Annotated in this window: 12 protein-coding genes; 6 read left to right on the top strand and 6 right to left on the bottom strand. The window is 40.8% G+C overall.

What is annotated here, in order from left to right; translation table 11 throughout:
• Positions 1 to 9: 9 nt before the first annotated feature.
• The 5 genes from mfd (at position 10) to C1721_RS12730 (ending at position 12,072) form a co-directional block, all read left to right on the top strand.
• Positions 10 to 3,351, top strand: a complete 3,342-nt coding sequence (gene mfd / locus C1721_RS12750) for a transcription-repair coupling factor (RefSeq protein WP_102408628.1) — start codon at positions 10 to 12, stop codon at positions 3,349 to 3,351.
• A 24-nt stretch (positions 3,352 to 3,375) separates the two neighbouring features.
• A complete protein-coding gene (locus C1721_RS12745; protein ID WP_102408627.1) occupies positions 3,376 to 5,277 on the top strand; it encodes an AMP-dependent synthetase/ligase in 1,902 nt (633 codons plus the stop codon).
• Positions 5,278 to 5,299: 22 nt separating this feature from the next.
• On the top strand, positions 5,300 to 7,900 hold the full coding sequence (locus C1721_RS12740; RefSeq protein ID WP_102408626.1) for a beta-mannosidase: 2,601 nt from the start codon (positions 5,300 to 5,302) through the stop codon (positions 7,898 to 7,900).
• A gap of 244 nt (positions 7,901 to 8,144) precedes the next feature.
• The gene (locus tag C1721_RS12735; protein ID WP_102408625.1) at positions 8,145 to 10,730 is read left to right on the top strand and encodes a DUF5686 and carboxypeptidase-like regulatory domain-containing protein; all 2,586 of its coding nucleotides are present in this window, start codon (positions 8,145 to 8,147) and stop codon (positions 10,728 to 10,730) included.
• 22 nt (positions 10,731 to 10,752) lie between these two features.
• Positions 10,753 to 12,072 (top strand): Na+/H+ antiporter NhaC family protein, encoded by a 1,320-nt coding sequence (locus tag C1721_RS12730; RefSeq protein WP_102408624.1) that lies wholly within the window; start codon positions 10,753 to 10,755, stop codon positions 12,070 to 12,072.
• A gap of 49 nt (positions 12,073 to 12,121) precedes the next feature.
• On the opposite strand, the gene C1721_RS12725 is transcribed toward C1721_RS12730, so the two are convergent.
• Both C1721_RS12725 and C1721_RS12720 read right to left on the bottom strand, forming a co-directional pair.
• Positions 12,122 to 14,239 carry a M3 family metallopeptidase gene (locus tag C1721_RS12725; protein ID WP_102408623.1) on the bottom strand — a complete coding sequence of 706 codons (2,118 nt, stop codon included), beginning with the start codon at positions 14,237 to 14,239 and terminating at the stop codon, positions 12,122 to 12,124.
• Between the two features lie 168 nt (positions 14,240 to 14,407).
• Positions 14,408 to 14,587: a hypothetical protein gene (locus C1721_RS12720; protein WP_102408622.1), complete on the bottom strand. Its 180-nt coding sequence runs from the start codon at positions 14,585 to 14,587 to the stop codon at positions 14,408 to 14,410.
• A gap of 108 nt (positions 14,588 to 14,695) precedes the next feature.
• On the opposite strand from C1721_RS12720, the gene C1721_RS12715 reads away from it, so the two are divergent.
• A complete protein-coding gene (locus C1721_RS12715; protein WP_102408621.1) occupies positions 14,696 to 15,649 on the top strand; it encodes an NAD(P)H-dependent flavin oxidoreductase in 954 nt (317 codons plus the stop codon).
• 108 nt (positions 15,650 to 15,757) lie between these two features.
• On the opposite strand, the gene C1721_RS12710 is transcribed toward C1721_RS12715, so the two are convergent.
• The 4 genes from C1721_RS12710 to C1721_RS12695 form a co-directional block, all read right to left on the bottom strand.
• Positions 15,758 to 18,121 (bottom strand): ABC transporter permease, encoded by a 2,364-nt coding sequence (locus C1721_RS12710; protein ID WP_102408620.1) that lies wholly within the window; start codon positions 18,119 to 18,121, stop codon positions 15,758 to 15,760.
• A gap of 98 nt (positions 18,122 to 18,219) precedes the next feature.
• A complete protein-coding gene (locus C1721_RS12705) occupies positions 18,220 to 18,900 on the bottom strand; it encodes an ABC transporter ATP-binding protein (RefSeq protein WP_102408619.1) in 681 nt (226 codons plus the stop codon).
• 27 nt (positions 18,901 to 18,927) lie between these two features.
• Entirely contained in the window at positions 18,928 to 21,321 is a 2,394-nt protein-coding gene (locus C1721_RS12700; RefSeq protein ID WP_102408618.1) for an ABC transporter permease, read from the bottom strand.
• 34 nt (positions 21,322 to 21,355) lie between these two features.
• Positions 21,356 to 23,683 carry an ABC transporter permease gene (locus C1721_RS12695; RefSeq protein WP_102408617.1) on the bottom strand — a complete coding sequence of 776 codons (2,328 nt, stop codon included), beginning with the start codon at positions 23,681 to 23,683 and terminating at the stop codon, positions 21,356 to 21,358.
• Between the last annotated feature and the right edge of the window lie 61 nt (positions 23,684 to 23,744).

Genomic DNA, 23,744 nt, shown 5'->3' with positions numbered 1-23,744 from the left:
TTTACACAATTGGAGGTACAAGAATTACTTAAAATATATGCTGCACATCCTCAGGTAGCAGCAGTAGACACCCTGTTAGATAAAGAAACGTCTCACAACATATTCCTAAAAGGATTAAATGGTTCGGGTGCAGCTATAACAATTGCTTCTCTTTTTACAAAAAGAAGGGGAAGCTATGTGTGTATACTTAACGATCAAGAAGAAGCCGGTTACTTTTATCATGATTTAATGCAGCTCACAGCAAGTAATCAAATATACTTCTTTCCTTCGGCATATCGCCGTGCCATAAAATACGGGCACATAGATCCGGCCAATGAAATATTACGGACAGAAGTATTAAGTATGCTACAAGAAGCCGATGCCTCCTTTATTATCGTAACATATCCGGATGCCTTAGCCGAAAAAGTCGTTGCCCGCGAGATATTAAAAGAAAACACATTAAAAATCAATACGGGAGAAAAGTTGGATAACATATTTGTTTCCGACGTACTGGATCAATATGGTTTTGAACGGGTAGATTATGTGTACGAACCGGGGCAATATGCCCTACGCGGAAGTATCCTCGACGTATTTTCATTCTCTTATGAATTTCCATATCGTATAGACTTTTTCGGAAACGAAGTTGAAACAATACGAACATTTGATGTAGAAACTCAGTTATCTAAAGAAAAATTTGAGAGCATCTATATCGTACCGGAGATGACTAAAAACGATAATTCCAAGACATCCCTATTAGATTCTCTGCCGGCAAAAACAATACTTGCCTCACGCGATTTAGCCTGGTGCAAAGAAAGGATTGAAAGCATTTGGATGGATGAGCCGGTCATTGGTGACGAAGAATCATTTTCAGACATTGATCAAATCCATAAAAAACTAGTTCATGCAGATGATTTCATACGTACGGCATTAAATTTTAACCGTATCAATTTCGGGGCAAAAGCAACAGGAACAGCAGATGCGACTGTTACATTCAATACACAGATTCAACCTATCTATCATAAGAATTTTGATATGGTTAGCGAGTCTTTCCATAAATATCTGGATGACGGATACACCTTATATATATTAAGTGACCAGGAAAAACAAGCTACACGTATCCGTGCAATTTTTGAAGATAGAGGCGACAACATTCCTTTCATTTCGATAAACAAAACTATCCACGAAGGTTTTGCAGATGAGACATTGCGTATTTGCCTCTTTACCGATCACCAGCTTTTCGATCGTTTCCACAAGTTCAGTCTTAAAAGTGACAAAGCCCGAAGTGGTAAGATTTCATTATCATTAAAAGAGTTGAACCAGTTCTCCATAGGAGACTATGTCGTACACATTGATCACGGCATCGGGCAATTCGGAGGTTTGGTACGCACCGAAGTAAACGGCAAAATACAAGAGGCAATTAAGCTTATATACCTGAATAACGACATTATTTTCGTCAGCATACATTCCCTCCATAAGCTATCAAAATACAAAGGAAAAGACAGCGGCGAAGCCCCCAAGCTGAATAAATTAGGTACAGGCGCTTGGGAAAAGATGAAAGAGAGGACAAAGAAAAAGGTCAAAGATATTGCCCGCGATCTTATTCTTCTTTATTCCAAACGCAAACAAGAAAAAGGATTTGCTTACAGTCCGGACAGCTTCATGCAACATGAACTGGAAGCCAGCTTCATATACGAAGATACCCCCGACCAGATGAAAGCTACTGCCGATGTAAAAGCGGATATGGAAAATATTCTTCCTATGGACAGGCTTATCTGTGGGGATGTTGGTTTCGGAAAGACGGAAGTAGCCATACGTGCAGCATTTAAAGCCGTATCAGACAATAAACAAGTAGCGGTATTAGTCCCTACTACTGTATTGGCATTTCAACATTTCCAGACATTCTCCGAACGATTGAAAGATTTCCCTTGCAGAATTGATTATATCAGCCGTGCACGTACTGCCGCCCAGATAAAAGAAATACTAAAAGACACGAAAGAGGGCAAAGTAAATATATTAATCGGTACGCACCGTATAGTAAGCAAAGATGTTAAGTTCAAAGATTTAGGATTACTCATTATTGACGAAGAACAGAAATTCGGCGTATCCGTTAAAGAAAAACTTCGCCAGATGAAAGTGAATGTCGATACACTTACAATGACAGCAACCCCTATTCCCCGTACTTTACAATTTTCATTGATGGGGGCTCGAGATTTAAGCAGCATCACGACACCACCTCCTAACCGCTATCCGGTACAAACAGAAGTAGAACGTTTTAATCCGGACATTATCCGTGAGGCTATCAATTTTGAAATGAGCCGTAACGGACAAGTATTCTTCATAAACAACCGTATCCAGAACATCTATGAAATGGAAACGCTTGTAAGACGTGAAGTACCGGATGCACGTATAGCAGTAGGTCATGGACAAATGGAACCTGAGAAATTAGAAAAAATCATTCTGGATTTCGTCAACTATGAATACGACGTACTGATCGCGACAAGTATTGTAGAAAGCGGTATTGATGTGCCTAATGCAAACACCATTATCATCAATAATGCCCAACAATTCGGTTTGTCAGACCTTCATCAACTACGTGGACGAGTAGGCAGAAGCAACCGGAAAGCTTTCTGTTACTTACTATCTCCTCCTCTCTCTACTCTTAGCCAGGAAGCCCGTCGCAGATTACAAGCAATTGAGAATTTTGCCGAACTGGGAAGTGGTATTCACATTGCCATGCAAGACTTAGACATTCGGGGAGCAGGTAATTTACTCGGAGCAGAACAAAGCGGTTTTATTGCCGATCTGGGATATGAAACATATCAAAAGATTCTGGAAGAAGCTGTTGATGAATTAAGAAGCGATGAATTTGCTGATCTTTATTCCGATGCCGAAGACGGCAAACGTAGCAGTGGTACCGAATATGTTCGTGAAACCTATATAGAAAGTGATCTGGAATTAATGTTCCCTCCCACTTATATTCCCAACGATTCAGAACGTATATCTTTATACCGCGAGTTAGACAAGATGGAAGAAGAACGGGACATTCTGGATTTTACCGAGCGATTGAAAGACCGCTTCGGAAAAGTTCCTCCGGAAGGAAAAGAACTGATACGCATTGTTCGCCTTCGCCGTATGGCTAAAAATTTAGGTATTGAAAAGATTATATTGAAGAAAGGACAAATGAGTATATTCCTCGTCTCTAATACAGACAGCCCCTACTATCAGAGTGAGGCATTCGACAAGTTGCTGGCCTTTATCCAAAGGCATCCGCGTGAATGTACTCTCCGTGAACAAAACAATAAACGAAGTATTGTTATTAAAAATGTGCCAACGGTAGAAATGGCTTGTAGCTATCTGCAAGAAATGAAATAAAAACAGACAATATACAAACAGAACATGAAAAAGACGCTGGTAGACCTTTTTGAAAACTCGGTAAAGCAATATCCGAATAATCCTTTTCTTTGGGAAAAGACCAAAGATAAGTACGAACCAACGACCTATAGCCAGGTAAAAGATCAGGTATACGCTTTCGGTGCCGGATTAGTAGCCTTGGGTGTAAAAAAAGGCGATAATATGGCCTTACTCAGCGAAGGCAGAAATGCCTGGATCATTGGAGAACTGGCTATGTTTTATGCCGGAGCTACCAATGTGCCCCTATCTATTAAGCTGGAAGAAGCAAACGATCTGTTATTCCGTCTTTTACATGCCGATGTAAAATATATCATGGTATCGGGTAACCAGTTGAAGAAGATCAGAAATATTCTAGATAAATTACCTTTGATTCAAAAAGTCATCGTTTTCGACGAACAAAAAGAATATGGAGAAAAAGAGATTCTTCTATCTGATGTTATCAGCATGGGGAAAGACTGGTTACAACAACACTCTTTGGAAGAATTCCTGTCTATCGGGCAATCATTGCAAGATGACACCTATGCAACAATCACATACACCTCAGGAACAACCGCTGATCCGAAAGGTGTTATCCTTACACACCGTAATTATACGGCCAATGTAGAACAGTCGCTTACTTGCGTAGATATAGACAGCTCATGGCGTACGTTGGTAATCCTTCCTTTAGACCATTGTTTTGCGCATGTGGTAGGCTTCTATATCTTTATGTCACAGGGAGCTTCCGTTGCAACTGTGCAAGTCGGTAAGACCGGATTGGAAACATTGAAAAACATACCTGTCAATATAAAAGAATTTAAACCTTATCTGATATTAAGTGTTCCGGCCCTGGCTAAGAACTTCAAGAAAAATATAGAACAAGGTATTCGTTCCCAAGGAAAGGTGGTTACCCGTCTTTTCCGTGCAGGCTTACAAATTGCTTATACATATAACGGGGATGGCGGAGATGATAAAGGAAGAGGATGGCATTTTATACTAAAACCTTTGGTAAGCCTCTTCGATAAGTTGATATTCTCGAAAATCCGGGAAAACTTCGGTGGAGAGCTTCGTTTTTTTATAGGTGGAGGTGCTCTGCTGGATAAAGATTTACAGAAGTTTTATTACGCGATTGGCCTGCCAATGTATCAGGGATATGGATTGAGTGAAGCAACTCCGGTTATTTCAACAAACGGCCCTAAACGTCATACCTTCGGAAGCAGCGGCGTATTGGTTCAGCCGTTGGATTTAAAAATATGTGATAATGAAGGCAATGAATTGCCTGCCGGAGAAAAAGGAGAGATCGTTATCAAGGGCGAGAATGTAATGGCCGGTTATTGGAAAAATCCGGTTTCCACTGCAGAAACGATCAAAAATGGTTGGCTATACACCGGAGATATGGGATACATGGGAAAAGATGGATTATTATATGTATTAGGCCGTTTCAAAAGTCTGCTGATTGGTAGTGACGGAGAAAAATACAGTCCCGAAGGTATTGAAGAAGCATTAGTAGAACATTCATCCTGCATTGATCAATTGCTTCTTTACAACAATCAGAATCCTTTCACGGTAGCATTGGTAGTGCCCAACAAAGAACATTTGAAAAAACATTTAATCCATCAGCACCTGACTCTCGACACCCAAGAAGGAAAAGAAGCTGCTATCCGGATTATCCAAAGCCAGATAGACCGTTTTCGTAAAGGCGGTGACTTGGCAGGCATGTTCCCCGAACGTTGGTTACCCACTACATTTGCCGTCCTGCCCGAACCTTTCACGGAACAAAATGGCATGGTTAACAGCACCATGAAGATTGTACGCGGCAAAGTAGAAAAAGCATATGCCGGACGAATAGATCTTTTATATACACCGAGCGGTAAAAATCCGGTAAACGAAGAAAATATAAAATCAATATAAACGTAAACAAAACTGAACATCTATGCATTACAAAACAGTAGTATCCACTTTGGTGTTAGCCTCCACCCTGGCAGCTACATCGCCTGTAAAAGCAGACAACGTGGCAAAACAACAAATCGACAATGGCTGGACATTCAAGCAGGTACGGGGCAACAACTGGTATCCGGCCACAGTTCCCGGAGTAGTTCAAACCGACCTGATGAACAATCAAATTATAGAAGACCCTTTCTATCGCCTGAACGAACGGGGCATCCAATGGGTAGATAAAGAAGATTGGGAATATAAAACCACTCTAAACGTTTCTCCCGACATATTTGACAAAGACAACATTGAACTCGATTTCAAAGGACTCGATACGTATGCCGATGTATATCTGAACGACTCTTGCATACTGAAAGCGGACAACATGTTCCGGGAATGGAAAGTAAGTGTAAAAAGTTTGCTGAAAAAAGAAGGCAACGAATTACGTATTTACTTCCACTCTCCCATTAAAGTGGACTTACCCAAGTTCGACGCTTTAAAGTTTCCTGTAGAGGCAGGAAACGACCAGTCCGAGAACGGAGGTATTTTTGATAAGAAAGTCAGCATATTTGCCCGTAAGGCAGGTTATCACTATGGATGGGATTGGGGACCACGCATCGTAACCAGCGGCATCTGGCGTCCGGTATACCTGATTGGTTGGAACGATGCCATTATAGACAATATTTTCTACGAACAGACAAAAGTGACATCCAAACGTGCAGATATCAAAGCGCAAATCCGTTTCAATGCAGATAAAGAAGGTGAAGCGACCTTAACCATCAAAGCAGATGGTGTTAAAACGGTCTGGACTAAAAAAGCGCAGGTAAAAAAAGGCACTAACCTGATAGAAACAGAACTGACTGTCAACAATCCGAAGCTTTGGTGGTCTAACGGTCTTGGAGAACCACATCTTTATCCATTTACCGCAAGCATCAATATGGACGGTAAGGTTGCCGACACGAAAACGATTCATTTAGGACTTCGTAGCTTGAAAGTCATCAACAAACCGGATAAAGACGGACATAGTTTCTACTTTGAACTCAATGGCGTGCCTGTCTTTGCCAAAGGGGCGAACTACATTCCTCAAGACAACTTCTTGCCTCGCGTAACACCTGAGCAATATGAAAAGACAATTCTGGATGCCGTCAATGCCAACATGAATATGCTACGTGTATGGGGGGGCGGTATTTACGAAAATGATTTGTTCTATGATCTTTGCGACAAATACGGCATCATGGTTTGGCAAGATTTCATGTTTGCCTGCAGTATCTATCCATTAACACCTGAATTGGAAGATAATATCCGTCAAGAAGCAGTAGACAACGTGGTACGCTTGCGTAATCATCCAAGCATAGCTATCTGGTGCGGGAATAACGAAATACACACAGCCTGGTTTAACTGGGGATGGATGAAGAAATTCGACGCATACGGAGTTACAGAGCAATTACGCAACGATACAAAAAAACTATTTAACCACCTGTTGGCTGATGTGGTGAAGGAATATGATCCGACTGTATTTTACTGGCCTTCTTCTCCATACGGAGGAAATCCGGATGCTAAATGTGAGACGGGAAAAGAGATATGGAATCCGGATGGCGACGCCCACTATTGGGGAGTATGGCATGCGAAAGACTCTATTGCCAACTACAATAAAATAAAAGCCCGTTTCTTCTCCGAATACGGTTTCCAGGCTTTCCCCGAATATCAATCGGTACTAAAATATGCTCCGGAAAAACGGGATCATAACATTTATTCGGATGTTATGATGGCTCACCAACGCGGAGGAAGCCACGCAAACGGTTTGATTGAATGGTATCTGTTGAATGAATACCGTAAGCCGAAAGATTTTCCGAACTTCCTGTATATGGGACTATTACTGCAGGGAGATGCCATAAAAACAGCTATTGAAGCCCACCGCCGTATGATGCCTTATAATATGGGCACTTTATTTTGGCAACACAACGACTGCTGGCCGGTTGCCTCATGGTCCAGCCGTGACTACTACGGACGTTGGAAGGCACAACACTATTTTGCCAAAAAGGCCTTTAATGACATCCTTGTCTCTCCTGTCGCAGAAGACGGCAAACTAAATGTGTGGATTGTATCCGACCGGTTAAAAGCAACCAAAGGTAAATTGGATATCCGCGTAATGGATTTAAAAGGGAATGTGTTATTTGAAAAGCAAAGCAACGTTACTTTGCCGGCAAATACCAGCCAAATACAGTTCTCCGCTCCGATAGAATCCGTTCTTGGCGGAAAACAGAAAAACGAAGTGGTAGTTAATGCCCGTTTCATTGAAAACGGCAACGAAAAAGTCGTGTCCAACAACTATTTTTTCACTCGTTTTAAAGACATAGACTTCCCTAAAGCAGATATACAAATGACAAGTGTCCCGGCTGGTGACGGCTATGACGTGACTGTTCAAAGCAATGTATTTGCCAGAGGCATTTTTCTTAGCATTGACGGAATAGACAACTTCTTCTCCGACAATTATTTCGACCTGTTGCCGGGAGAGCCTGTAACCATTCATGTCACAACCAAACTGGATAAAGAAACATTCGACAAACAATTGAAAAACGAAAGTCTTGCGGATGCTTATTAAAAGAGCGGTCTTTTGAATCTAAAAGTCCCGTCTTAACACTTCAAAAGTCTGCTCTTTTGGAATGTTAAGACGGGACTTTTAAGTTCAAAAGATATATCCTTTAAAATGGTCTTAATACTTCCTTAAATTCATATACTTCTGATAACAGACGATTAATGATTATTAATAGCCTTACCCTCTGTCCTACAAAGAAAAGATGTACCTTTGCATACTATATTTATTCGTGAAGGAATAACAATAGTTTATGGTAAAACTCATTCGCTATATATTACTGCTAGTTCTGTTGCACATAGTAACCGGCTCATCCCTTTTACACGCACAAAGTATCACCTCTGCATCCGGCATCGTTAAAGATTCCATTACAGGTGAACCATTGTCTTTTGTATCTGTAATTTTTGAGAACTCTACAATTGGCGCGATGACCGACGATAACGGAAAGTTCTCCATACAAAACGACAAAGGGCTTACAAACCTCATCATATCCTCACTAGGGTATGACAACAAAACGCTCCATCTGAATGCAGGTAAAAAGAATGACAACCTGGATATTATGCTCCGTCCTACTTCTTTTGAGATTGCGGAAGTGGTTGTAAAACCAAAGAAGGAAAAATACTCCCGTAAAGATAATCCGGCAGTAGAACTGATAAAAAAAGTTATCGAGCATAAGAACGATAACCGTATCGAGGCAAAAGGTGAATACCAGACCGAAGTATACGAAAAGCTCAGTATGTCACTAGATGATTTTAATCCGAATCTGGACAAAAACAAATTCCTCAAGAAGTTTAAGTTTATAAAGAATTATCTGGATACGTCCGAATTCAATGGCAAACCGATCCTTACCATATCTGTCCGCGAAACACTATCGGATATTTATTATCGCAAACATCCCAAAACGGAAAAAACGATAACGAAGGCGAAGCGTCAACAAGGTATTGACAAAACACTTGATGATGGTGGCGGTATCACCTCCAATCTGGAAGAAATATTCAAAGGGGTAAATATCTTCGACAATAACATCAACATACTATTGAATCGTTTTGTCAGCCCGCTATCTTCTACTTTGGCTACCTCCTACTACAAGTATTACATCATGGATACGCTCGATGTTTCGGGTGATAAATGTGTAGACCTGGCATTTGTTCCGGTAAACAGTCAAAGTTACGGATTTACCGGCCGTCTATACATTACACTGGACGGGAGCTATGCGGTAAAGAAATTCCTGCTGAATACACCGGCCAACATTAACCTGAACTGGGTGGATAAGCTCCGTATCGAACAGGAGTTTAAACGAATGCCGGATAGTACCTGGGTACTAAGCAACGAAAACACATATGTCAACTTCTACATCGTAAAGGGTACACAACAATTATATGCACACCAGGTACGTAACTTCGACAAATATAATTTCAACATACAAAATGCGGACTCTATCTTCGGGCTATTAGGACCTGTTCATATTCTGCCGGAAGCTACAGCACAAACCGATACCTTCTGGATAAATAACCGGCATATCCCTTTAAAGGAAAAAGAGAACGCATTGGATGATTTGTTGGCACAGTTACGCAAAGTTCCGGCATTTAATGTTATTATCAAAACGGCCGAAATTCTTATCTCCGGCTATGTTCCTACCACCGGGGATAAAAGCAAAAGCAAATTCGACTTTGGTCCGATGAATACAACATTCAGCGCCAACCATTTGGAAGGCTTCCGTATGCGCGTAGGCGGTATGACTACAGCCAACCTCAATCCTTATTGGTTTGCAAGTGGCTATATGGCATACGGTGTAAACGACCGTAAGCTGAAATACAACATAAAACTGACACATAGTTTCAACAAGAAGGCTTACCATGAAGGAGAAAGTCCTGTTAATAATCTCTCATTCATCCAGGAATATGACGTTTACACCCCTGGCCAGGATTTCTTATTCACCAGTAAGGACAACATGTTTGTAGCCTGGAAAGTAGGTGAACCTGTAACTAAGATGCAATACATCCGTAAAAGTATGTTCCAATATGAAAAGGAATGGCTGAACGGACTTACTTTCAAGACTTGGGCACGTAACGAAAACAATGAAGCTGCCGGGACATTGCATTACGATTTAATGAATGAAAACGGAACATTAACCCGCATAAAAAGTATTACCACTTCCGAATTGGGAGCGCAGTTACGCTTTGCACCCGGCGAACGCGCATACAATGGGCGTGCCGGAAAAGGATCGGTATTTAACCTATCGAAAGACGCACCGGTATTTAAGTTATCACATCAGCTGGGAATAAAAGGCGTACTTGGAAGCGATTATAATTATAACCATACGGAAGTAAGCGCGGAAAAACGTATCTGGCTTTCATCTTTCGGACACATCGATGCACAGGTTAAAGCCGGAAAAGTATGGGATAAAGTCCCCTTCCCACTACTTATCATGCCTAATACCAACCAGTCCATTACTATCCAACCGGAATCATTCAATATGATGCGTGCCCTTGAATTTGTAACGGACCAATATGTATCATTCTATTTTACATATTATTTGAAAGGATGGATATTGAACCGCGTACCCGGAGTAAAATGGTTAAGATTACGTGAAGTTGTTTCTTTCAGTGGAGTCTACGGTGGACTAACCGACAAAAATAATCCGGAAAAGACTCCGGGATTATTTGTACTACCTGACGGAACAAGTCCATTGGGACATACTCCTTATCTGGAAGCCAGTATCGGTTTAGAGAATATCTTTAAGATATTACGTATTGATTACTATCGCCGGTTAACCTATTTGGATCAGCCCGATATTAAAAAAGGCGGTATCCGTATAGCTCTCCGATTCTCATTCTAATCTTGGAATTAAAGCATAAAGAATGATGGATCAAAAAACTCCGACATTTAATCATACTCCAAATGCTTGGGCTTTGCTGCCTCTGGCTGTATTTCTGCTATCGTATCTGGTAGTGTCTATATTAGCCGGAGATTTCTATAAAATGCCTATTACCGTTGCTTTCGTCGTATCATCTATTGTAGCCGTAGCCATATCCAAAGGGGGAAAATTAAACAACAGAATTGAACAGTTCTGCCGAGGGGCCGCTAATAGTAATATAATGCTAATGGTGCTCATTTTCATACTGGCCGGAGCTTTTGCCCAAACAGCTAAAGCGATGGGGGCTGTAGATGCAACCGTAAACCTGGCCATGTCCGTTCTGCCGGGTAACTTATTAGCTGCCGGAATCTTTATTGCCGCCTGTTTCATATCCATATCCGTTGGAACTTCCGTTGGTACGATAGTCGCTTTAGCTCCTGTTGCCATAGGAATAGCCGACAAAACAGGAATGCCCGGCGCCTTAATGTTGGGTGTTGTTGTTAGTGGAGCTATGTTTGGGGACAATTTGTCTTTTATCTCCGACACCACAATTGTGGCAACGCGAACGCAAGGATGTAAAATGGCTGACAAATTCAAAGTGAATATACGCATTGCAATGCCGGTAGCTATTATTACCGGCATCATATACATACTTATCGGTAGTGGTATGGATAATACATATACGCCTTTACCTATCGAGTGGGCGAAAGTGATACCATATCTTATTGTTCTGATAATCGCAGTATGCGGTGTACACGTCATGCTGGTACTTTTCATCGGAATTATTCTTTCAGGCATGGTAGGTTTGTTTACCGGCAGTTTCGATGTATGGGGATGGAACGCCGCTATGGGTTCGGGTATAACCAATATGGGGGAACTGATTATCGTTACCCTGTTGGCCGGAGGCATGCTTGAAATGATCCGGTATAATGGAGGCATTGATTGGATTATTCTGAAATTAACTTCACATATTCGTTCCTCCAAAGGAGCGGAAGCCAGTATCGCCGGTTTAGTAAGCTTTGCCAACCTCTGTACGGCCAATAACACAATTGCCTTGATTATGGCCGGTCCTATAGCGAAAGACATTGCCGACAAGTTTAATGTAGATCCGCGCCGCAGTGCCAGTATATTAGATATATTCTCTTGCTTTGTTCAAGGAATCATCCCCTATGGAGCCCAATTATTGATGGCTTCCGGATTAGGTGGCATATCTCCGATTGAAATCATGCAGTATCTGTACTATCCTTATTTACTGGGAGCAGGGGCTTTGCTTGCGATCTTATTCGGGTATCCGGGGAAATTCACCAATAAAAAAGAGGCATAAAAAGCATTCACTTTTCATACCTCTTTCTTTATTATATATAAAGCTGTTATTATTTCAATCCCCGATTCTTCAATAAAGGATCGATTCCCGGTTCTTTACCACGGAAATTAACGTACATAACCATTGCATCATCAATACCTCCCGGTGTAAGAATATAAGTACGGAACTTATCGGCAATTTCCTGATTAAAGATATCACCTGTTTCTTTATAGGCCTCAAAAGCATCGGCATCCAATACTTCTGCCCAAATATAGCTATAATAACCTGCCGTATATCCACCTTCCATCGTATGCTTAAAATAAGTAGTACGATAACGTGGAGGAATCTGACGGATCAGGCCACGCTTATTCATCACATCTGCTTCAAAAGCCTCTACATTGAAATCGGCAGGTATTTCCTTCAATATATGATAATCCATATCCAATAAAGAAGCAGCAACATATTCAGTAGTAGCAAATCCCTGTCCGTATTTACCGGATTTAATAATCTTATCTACAATAGCCTGAGGTATCACTTCTCCGGTTTGGTAATGTTTAGCATATACTTTCAGAACTTCCGGTTCAAACACCCAATGCTCCATTACCTGAGAAGGCAATTCTACAAAATCACGAGGTACACCGGATACACCATAATAATGTACATCCCTGAACAGACTATGCAAAGCATGTCCAAACTCATGGAATACAGTCTCTGCTTCATCGGCACTTAGTAAGGCAGGTTTACCTTCTTCCGGTTTGCTAAAGTTAAACACAGTAGTAACAACCGGAGCAAGTCGTTTTCCATCTTTATAAGTTTGTGACCGGTAACTTCCGCACCATGCGCCGGCAGACTTACCCGGCCGGGTAAAGAAATCCATATACAATACACCCAAATGTGTACCATCTTTATCCTTACATTCAAAAGCCATAGCATCCGCATCCGGCTTTGGTATATCTTTTATTTCCGTAAAAGTAACGCCATATAACTTATTAGCCACATAGAAAGCACCGTTACGGACATTATTCAGTTCCAGATACGGACGAATTTCATTTTCATCCATATCGAATTTTGTCTTTTTAGCTTTTTCAAAGTAATAACGCCAGTCCCAGCCTTCTGCTTCAAAGTTCCCTCCTTCTTTCTTAATTTCCGCATTGATGTCGGCTAATTCATCTTTGGCTTTTGCCAAAGCCGGAGTCCATATCTGATTCAGCAACTTATAGACATTCTGTTCATCCTTAGCCATACGGTCTTCCAGTACAAATGCAGCAAAGTCGTCATCTCCCATCAGTTTCGCTTTTTCCAAACGGGCAGTTACCAATTGCTTAACAACATCCTTGTTATCATTTGCATTGTTGTTATTACCGCGATTAGTATATCCTTTAAAAATCTTTTCACGCAAAGCACGATTATCGGCATACTGCAAGAAAGGCATTACACTCGGGTTGTGCAATGTAAACAACCATTTACCATCCATACCGGCATTTTTTGCGGCAGAAGCTGCTGCGGCAATAGAAGTTTCCGGCAGTCCTGATAAATCTTCTTTTTTATCAACTATCAATTGAAATGCATTCGTTTCTTTCAATACGTTCTGGCCGAAGGTAAGCTCCAGTATCGAGATCTTCTCATTCAACTCACGCAATTTTGCCTGTTTATCCGCATCCAGATTTGCACCTCCACGAACAAAGTCTTTATACGTTTTTTCCAGCAGTTTCTTCTGTTCCTTATCAAAACCAGAAGATGCCGGGCTCTCATACACGGCTTTAATTCGAGCAAATAATCCGGGATTCATCCGGATATCGTCCTGATGCTTAGAAAGCAAAGGAGACAACTCCTGTTCCAATGCCTGAATTTCCTCAGTCGTATTCACACTGGATTGTCCATTGAAAGCATAAGACACTTTTTTAAGCAATTCGCCACTCTGGTCAAAAGCTACAATTGTATTCTCGAAAGTAGGCGCTTCCGAATTATTTACAATAGCATCTATCTCCTTCGATTGTTCTTCTATTCCTTTCAAAAAAGCAGGCTTATAATGCGCTACTTCTATTTTGTCAAAAGGAGGTACACCAAACGGAGTTGTATACTCCGTAAAAAACGGATTGGACGTAGTATCTGCCACATCACCCTTTTTAGAGGAGCTACAAGCTCCCAACATAACTGCTAAACCCGCAGCCATAAGCATTTTGTTCATATTAAGTATATTGCAATATTAGAATAATTTCAATTAGATTACATATTGCGCAAATATACAGAAGTTTTAAGATAAAAATCAAACAAAAAAGAATATCTTCCTTTTAATCTATTCAAGGCAGATATTCTTTTAACTAAATGGTTATCCAAATGAGCGATAAAAAAGAAGCTATTCTTTTATTGTATCATCAACAATGCCTCCTTCTATATCTTCATTTTCAATAGTTTCTCTCAAATCTTTAATATCACCGGATGTATAATTATCCGATACTACAGAACGAGTTGATTCAGTTTCACTCTCCAAATCAGAACTTTCGTCCCACAATGTTTTCATTATTTTCTCTGGCATACAAATATTATGTTTTTTGTTTACTAAACTCAGTTTTATAACAAATAGAGTTCATATTTTGTTTTCTCATGGGTATCGCTTATTTTAGCAAATAAAACAATATATAAAATGAAGAATAGAATATCACAACTTTTCGGTATACAATATCCCGTTATACAAGGAGGAATGGTATGGTGCAGCGGATGGAAACTAGCATCGGCAGTAAGCAATGCCGGCGGACTTGGATTATTGGGAGCAGGCTCTATGCACCCCGAAGTGCTTCAAGAACATATACGAAAATGCAAAGCGGCAACAAACAATCCTTTTGGTGTAAACGTACCCCTTATGTATCCGGAAATAGAAACAATAATGAATATAATTGTTGAAGAAGGAGTAAAAATAGTTTTCACTTCTGCCGGTAATCCGAAAACATGGACGGGCTTCTTAAAAGAACATGGCATCACGGTTGCCCATGTGGTAAGCAGTTCCAAGTTTGCGACCAAATGCGAAGAAGCAGGAGTAGATGCAATTGTTGCCGAAGGTTTTGAGGCAGGCGGACATAACGGACGGGAAGAAACCACTACGATGTGTCTCATCCCCGCCGTACGCAAAGCAACTTCACTCCCATTGATGGCTGCCGGAGGAATAGGCACAGGTGAAGCTATGTTGGCTGCTATATCGCTAGGTGCGGACGGAGTACAAATAGGAACACGCTTTGCTATCACCAAAGAAAGTTCGGCTCATGAAAACTTCAAGAAACTTTGCCTGAACCTCAAAGAAGGAGACACAAAGTTACTGTTGAAGAAACTATCTCCTACCCGCCTGGTAAAAGGAGATTTCGCCTCTGCTATAGAAGAAGCCGAAGCCCGTGGCGCTTCCATAGAAGAGTTACGTGAATTATTAGGTAAAGGACGCGCCAAGAAAGGTATTTTTGAAGGCGATCTAAAGGAAGGTGAATTAGAGATAGGCCAGGTAGCTTCCCTTTTCTGGGAATTGCAATCTGTCGATGATATAATGAAAGAAATCATCAATGGATATAAACTGTCTCTCGACAATATAAACAACATGAAATTATTCTCGTAAAAAGAGCAGTCTTTTGAACATCAAAGTCCCGTCTTAACATTCCAAAGGTCTGCTCTTTTGAAATGTTAAGACGGGACTTTTAATGACAAAAGATATATCCTTTAAAAACTATTCAGACTTAATGCTATTAACAGGATTTTCATTGGCCGAACGCCAGTTCTGGAATGTAACGGTCAGTACCGTAATAATCCCCACTATAATAAAAGCAATAATATACACCCAAATATACATCGGCGTCTTATAAGCAAAGTTTTCCAGCCAAAGACTGATTCCATACCAGGCTAACGGAGTAGCAATAATAAAACAGATACATAATATGCGGATATAAGTTTTATTAAACATGACAATAATTTGTCCGGTAGTAGAGCCCAACACCTTCCTTACGCCAATTTCCTTTTTCCGGTATTCACTATCAAACACAACCAGGCCAAACACGCCTACAATAGAAATAAAGACAGCAATCAAACTAAAAAGGGTAATCAGGCTACCCAGGTTTTGTTCATTCTCATACAACCTGTTCAATACGTCATCGAAGAAACGGACATCAAAAGGAAAATCAGGATCGAAAGATTTCAACGTTTCACGTATATAATCCATCGCAGCATAGAGATCCGATCCCGCTTTTACTTTTATATAGGCATATTGGTAATTTCTGTCTTCCGAACCATTCCAACGACGCGCACCCCACACAAAGAAGGCCATTGGTGTAACTTCCATACGGAAAGAAGCAAACTTCACATCCGGCATAAAACCAACAATCTCCGTACTGTCTATCATATCCACCAACTGAAAATCATATTTCTTCCGAGCAGCTTCATTAAAGATATATGCTCCTCTGGTCGTCTTCATATCTCCCTCCCTGAAATCACGACCATCAACAACCTTTACTCCCATCACCTTCAAGAATTCAGCATCAACAGGAAGACACTGATAACTGATATCTTTATCTTTAAATGTACGCCCCCAATTCATATATTGATCTGAACTGGAAAGGAGGACTTCGGCAAAGGTGGCATCCTCAATGCCAGAGAAATTCTTCACCTGTGAAGCAAAAGCCTTATAACTACTTTGCAGTTTCTGGCTCATATTCGTTACAATCACGGCATCCTTATCATAACCAAGCGGTGTATGGTGCATATAATAGTTTTGAAGATACATGAACATCGCTCCAATAATCAACGCAAACGATGCTATATACTGCACGCTAATCAATATATTACGCAACTTCTTCCCTTTGGGAGACAATCCAAAAGAACCTTTCAACACAAGTGCCGGTTGAAAAGAAGTCATATAACAAGCCGGATATATTCCGGCCAACAATCCTGTCAATACAGCAATAAAGGCTGTTATGCCAACCAATAACGGATGGCTGCTAAGGCTCATATCGGCACTTACCAAATCTGCGATAAATGTCCATCCTGCTATGAAAACCAACAAATAGGCAATCAGGCAAGAGAGAATACTTATTATAACGGCCTCCAAGATAAGAGATAGCCGGATCATAGATTCAGAACCACCTAATACTTTTTGAGTATTGATACTCTTTATACGCATCGGAGTTAACGCCGTACTAAAATTAGTAAAGTTAATTCCGGCTATCACCACTATAATAATAGCAATAGTAAAAAGAAGCAACAAAGTTTGCTTACTGGTTTTAGGAGTAGAATCGTATAAGATTTGTCCGCTGAAATGCAGATCGGTAAGCGGAGTGATATGCAAAGTCATTCCTCCCTCTTCCCATGAAAAGTCCTTACCGAAAGACTTGTTGGTTTCAACATATCTCTTAAAATTATCAAGTAAAACAGTTTTATTTTCCGGTTTGTCTATACGAATAAAAAAAGAATAATTCCAGTTGCCCCAATTATGTAAGTTCTCGTCACCCAACGAATAATAAATCATATTACCCATTGAACTATTTTCCGGGAAGTCCTGATATACGCCTCCTACCGAAAAGGTTCTGTCCGGTGTCTTCAATATCTTTCCGGTGGCCGACTGATTACCAAATACTTTCTTTGCTATACTTTGGGGAAGTAATACCTTTTCGGGATCTTTCAAGGCATCTATGTCTCCTTCCAACATTCTGAAATCAAACACTTTCGTCATCTCCGGATAAATCCTGCGGCTAGACTCCTGAAAGTTATTCCGGCTACCGTTTTCATCTACATAGAAGAAAAGCTTCCCAACCCATGAATCAGTCAGCGCTCCAGCAATAATATGAGGAGAGGATTGTATAAATATATCAGCAACAGGACGACTGATAATGGCTAACTGACCACGTTCTTCACTATATGAATCTACTCTATAAATAGTATCAGCGTGCTTGTCGGAACGGTCAAATGTCTGATCATAATCCCATTGCATCATAATAACCATGAAAGCGGCAAATGCAATAGAAAGTCCCAATACATTCAATATCGCTGCCATCTTGAAACGACGTAGCACGCTGATAAAATTCCTCAGAATAGTTTTCATATCCCTAGTATTAAATCCATCATTTAGTATATAAAACGTATGAGAACTATTGAGGGTTGCATATTTTACAAATCTTTTTTGACTTGCTCAAATATAATTTAGATAAACTCACTGACAGACGAAACGATACTACCGTCGAACAAGTTAATAACACGGTGAGCAAAACTGGCGTCATGCTTGGAGTGGGTTACCATTACAATGGTTGTGCCTTCCTTATTCAATTCCGTCAATAACTGCATAACCTCTGCTCCGTTCTTTGAATCCAAATTACCTGTAGGCTCATCGGCTAGGATTATCTTCGGGTTAGATACAACGGCACGGGCTATGGCCACACGCTGCTGCTGACCGCCGGACAACTGCTGAGGGAAGTGAGCCGCACGGTGACTGATGTTCATTCGTTTCAGGATGTCCGTTACCATTTGCTTACGCTCGGCAGCTTTTATCTTTAGGTAAGTCAACGGCAGTTCTACATTCTCGAACACGTTCAGTTCGTCAATCAAGTTAAAACTCTGGAAAACGAAGCCGATATTTCCTTTACGTACCTGAGTACGTTCTTTCTCTTTTAAATGGCCTACTTCCAGTTCTCCCAAGTAATAATTACCCTCAGAAGGATTATCCAACAAACCAAGGATATTCAATAATGTTGACTTACCGCAACCGGAAGGTCCCATGATTGCAACAAACTCACCGTCCTTTACTTCCAATGATACTTTATTCAATGCAATTGTTTCTACTTCCTCTGTGCGGAAAAACTTACTCAATCCTTCAATCTTGATCATAATCGTAACTATTTTATTGTTTATATATTATTCTGTTTTAATACTATCTACCGGATTTTCACTTGCAGCACGCCAATTCTGGAAAGTTACTGTTATAATAGTAATCATAGCCACCAATAGGAAAGCAACTATAAATACCCACCCATAGATAGGTGTCTTATAAGCAAAGTTTTCCAACCAACGACTTATCGCATAATAAGCCACCGGTGCTGCCAACATAAAGCAAATCAAAAGAATACGGCAATATGTCTTATTGAACATAACCAGTATTTGTGAAGTAGTAGACCCCATCACTTTACGCAACCCTATCTCCTTCCGGCGATATTGACTTTCAAACACAACCAACCCGAAGACGCCTACAATAGAGATGAATACAGCTATCAGACTGAAAAGAGTAATCAACATACTCAACTTTTTCTCTTTAGCATAAACGGAATTCAATACCTCATCGAAAAAGCGAACATTAAAAGGATAATCCGGATCAATATTTTTCAAAGTATCCTGCACTTTCTGCATAGCCGCACGCATATCGCTTCCGGCTTTTACCTTAATATACGCATAAGCCGATCCGTTACCCCAATTATCCTTTCCCCATAGATAAAAGGCCATCGGAGTCACTTCCGTCCGGAAACTGGCAAATTTCACATCCGGTATAAAACCAATTATTTCCGCATCATCAATCCTGTCACCCAATTGTATGTCAAATACATCCCGTCCACGTTCATTAAAAATAAATGCACCATGATTTGTCAATTCGTCTTCATTCCTGAATTCACGGCCTTCACTTACTTTTATTCCCATCACATTCAGGAAGGAAGCATCTACCGGCAAACATTGAAATTGAATATTCTTGCCATTCAATTCGCGTCCCCATCCCATATACTGGTCTTGACTGGATAACAGCATTTCCGCAAAAGTGACACCTTCAATACCGGAAAACGACTTTACCTGATTGACAAACGCACTTTTACTATTCTTCACAGCTTGGGTAACATTCGTTACAATAATCTGGTCTTTCTCATATCCTAAAGGAGAAGTAGACATATAACGATTCTGTAAATACATAAACATAGCTCCTATAATCAGGGCAAAAGAGGCAAAAAACTGAATGCTGATCAACACATTCCTCAATACGCGTCCCTGAGGAGACAAACCAAAAGTCCCTTTCAGCACCAATGCCGGAGGAAAAGAAGTTATATAGCAAGAGGGATAATAACCGGCCAATAAGCCGGCAAAAATGGCAATAAATGCCGTGATAGCTATCAATCCGGGATGAGCTGCCAATGAAACGTTTGCATCTACCAGTTCAGCCAACGAAGATATTCCAACGGAATAGACCATCCACAAGGCCAACAAATAAGCAACAATACTAATACATACGGCCTCCGTCAGCAAAGAAAAACGAAGCATACTTCCGGAGCCACCCAGCACTTTCTGTGTGTTTATACTCCTTATTCGCATCGGAGTTAAGGCCATACTGAAATTCGTAAAGTTAATGCCGGCAATAACAAGAATGACTATTGCGATAGCAACCAATATCCACATTGTCTGACGATTCGACTTAGGAGTCGAATCATAAATTACATCTGTTGTAAAATGTACATCCGGAAGTTGCACCAAACGGAAATTAATCTCTCCGTTATACCAGGAAAGATTTTTCCCCAACTCATTTTTCTTATAATAAGCCAGAAAATCATTTACCAAGTCTTTCGATGATTCGGGAGAATCCAGACGAATATAAAAATAATAGCTTGAATTGCCCCAGCTTTGCAGATTCTCCTGTTCATCCATTGGCGTATAAATCACATTCTCGATAATACTGTTCTTCGGAAAATCTTTATAAACGCCACCTACAGTAAAGCGTGCTCCAACATTCTCTTTAAAAGCCCCGCTAAACATAGACTTAATTTCTCCGGTCTCCAATATTTTTCCGATAGCCGATTCTTCCCCGAAGATTTTCTGGGAGAGGCTTTCCGGGATTAATACCTTATCGGGTTCGTTCAACGCCTTTTCCGATCCTTCCGTCATATCAAAAGTAAACACATCGGTAAAAGAAGGATAAACCGCCATATCTCTTTCCAAATAACTCTCCTTTTGCCCATTCTTCTCGACAGTAAAAAGTGTTTCATTACTGAATGGGCGCGTTAAAGCTCCTGCCTTGATATGTGGAGAAAAACGAATGAATACGTCCGCCATAGGACGTGCAAAAATGGCTTGAAAAGGATCTCCTTCCCACTGCAATTCTACTCTGTAAATATTCCGGGTGTCTTTATGAAACCGATCAAAAGTGCGGTCATAATCTACCTGCATCATAATTATCATAAAAGCGGCAAATGCGACAGACAGCCCCAAGATATTAAGAGTTGTTGCCATCTTAAAACGCCGCAGCACGCTTATGAAGTTTCGAACGATTGTTTTCATATAAAATATTATTTATTCGGATTTTTAACTATTGCTACACGTTTCTGAAACTATCCACCGGATCCATATTCGCAGCTCGCCAACTCTGAACAAAAACAGCAGCAAATGAGATAACGAAGCAGAACAAGCCGGCAGCAATAAAGATGAGCGGGCTCAATGCTATCCGGTATGAATAATCGGATAACCAATCAGTTCCATAATGGTAAATTATAGGGACAGCTATCACAAAAGCAATACCTACATAGACCATAAACGTACGTACCAATTTTATCAATATCTCTTTATTTGTCGAACCAAATACTTTACGCACCGCAACTTCCTTAGAACGTTGTTGGATGAAATAAGTAGACATGGCAACGAGACCAAGCAGAGAGATAAGAATAGCGATAATAGAGAATACAATCACAATCTTTACCAAACGAATCTGAGAATCGAATGTTTTCTGTAGTTCCTGATCCAGAATATAACTATCGCATTCCAGTCCGGTTATTTTCTCAAACACGCGTTTTATTTCTTTATTAGCCGCAAAAAGATCGCCTTGTGTTTCTACAAGAAGAATCCATGCCCCTTCATCGTCTTTCAAAAACCGGAACATGACAGGGCTTTCTACCCGCGTAATATTCCCCAGATGGAAGTCTTTGATAACACCGGCTATAGAAATAGGTTCTTTCCATCCGTCAAAGGTAACAGACGGCGCATTTTGCGGAAGATTCATCTCTTTTAAAGCATACTCACTCATAAACCAACCAAAGGAAGAAAGGTGGTTATCCTGCAGAATTTCCAACCCCAGGATATCATAACATTCCTTATCCATCGCAAATTGCTGGAAGGAAAGAACCTTACCGTCCAAACTAACCGTTTGATTATTGCTGCCCCTCAAAGGAAGTCCCTGAGTTTTTCCTACAGCTTTAACTCCCGGCAAGCCACGCAGTTCATTCACTAACGCCGTACATTGGCTGTTATCCACCGAATTAAGCATCACAGCTATCTGATTGTTTGAGTTATAGCCCAGAGGTGCATGAATCATATGTTGTATTTGCCATATCATCAGGATAGAGGCTGCAATCATGGCTATCGTAATCACATTCTGGAATATAATAAAGAACTTACTGAACACCATCTTGGTCTTGGCCCGGAAAGTTCCGCGCACTACATCAATCGGTTTTGGTGCGGAAATAATAATGGAAGGCAGTAACCCTGAAAGAGCTCCTATCACCAGCATTCCTCCCAGCATAGACAACAGCCAGGGCAATGTTACCAGCACACTCATATCAATTTGTGTCTGCAACAGGTCATTCACAAACGGAACGGCTGCCAAAGCAAGCAGTATTGCAACCACAAGCGACAGGAAGGTAAGCAAAGTAGCCTCCAGCATCAGCCGTGCAAACAACTCTCCACGTGAAGACCCCAGTAACCGGCGGGTAGCCATTTCTTTTGCCCGGAAACCGGCTTGGGCAACCGTCAGATTAATATAATTGATTACGGCGAAAATAAGGATCAGGATTCCGATGGACATCAATACAAGCACAAACTTCTTATCGCCGGTTTTCAATGAATTGGAAACTGCGCCGGAAAAATAGAAATCTTTCAGCGATTCGATACGTACCTCTTTAACTACTCCCATCTCGAAAGGCCAATAGAATGTTTTCATCCATTCCGTCATCTCTGCGGCACGTGACGGGAAATTACTACCTTCGCGCGCCATAACAAAAGCAACCGTAGCACCGGCATTACCCATTCTGTCAGGAGCCAACGACGGATTAAAACAAGCTACTTGCTCCCAGCGCAAAATAATATCTGCTTCAGGTAAAGAAGAGTGACGTATGTCTTCTACCACGCCATTGACTATGGCCGATATAGTATCGCCAACAAACAGTTGTTTTCCCATAGGGTCGTCATTACCAAACATCTTACGGGCAAAGGAAGAAGATATAACGGCATAATTACGTGCTGCCAACGCCTGCTTGCGATCCCCTTTCAACAACCGGAAGTCAAAGAAATCGAAGAAGGTAGAATCAGCAAACATAACGCCTGCTTTCAATTTCTTATCTTCACTGACAACCTTAGACCCTTCACCGCCATAATTAGCCACTACCGGACAGACCTTTTCCACTTCGGGATACCGGTCTTTTACTTTATAAGATATGGCAGCCCCGGCTTCAACCCAGTTTTCGTTACCTACCATGTAAATCCGGGCAGCTTTGGAATGCTGCCGGTCGGTAGACATTTCCTGTACCGTATAAACTGCAATTAGCAACACGAACATCAATGAAATGCTCAGTCCGAATATATCGATAGCCGTATAGGCTTTGTTTCGGTTCAGAAACTTAATGAAGGTTTTAAAATTAAGCAGATTATTCATAATTCTTTATTTTTTATTTTATTTGTTCCATGCCGGCGGAACAAAATGAAACATTTCATTC

The sequence above is a fragment of the Parabacteroides bouchesdurhonensis genome, assembly GCF_900186615.1.
GTDB classification, from domain to species: Bacteria; Bacteroidota; Bacteroidia; order Bacteroidales; family Tannerellaceae; genus Parabacteroides; species Parabacteroides bouchesdurhonensis.
The sequence above is the reverse complement of the archived record's forward strand: the minus strand, read 5'-3'. Positions and strand labels throughout refer to the sequence as shown.